Annotated in this window: 1 protein-coding gene; it reads left to right on the top strand. The window is 56.6% G+C overall.

Features of this window, described 5'->3' with window-relative positions; translation table 11 throughout:
• Nucleotides 1-265: DNA gyrase subunit A (locus tag AC1RPN_RS09010; protein WP_481763847.1), on the top strand; the 265-nt coding region annotated here is incomplete at both ends.

Genomic DNA, 265 nt, shown 5'->3' on the forward strand with positions numbered 1-265 from the left:
CGTATCCTGTGGGGCGCGTCGCATCACGAGAAGCGCTTCATCAAATCGGCACGCGTAGTCGGTGACGTGGTTGGTCGTTATCACCCACACGGCGACATCGCGGCTTACGACGCACTGGTCACGCTCGTGAATCAGAGCACGCCTACAATGCTGGGCTCCGGCAACTGGGGATCGATGGTTGACGGGGCCGCAGCAGCTCGATACACTGAGACAAAGCTTAGCGCATATGGCCATTCTTTTCTCAATCCGGACTACATTCATAAAG

This window comes from Dellaglioa sp. CoH-57-MRSF-20 (genome assembly GCF_056781955.1).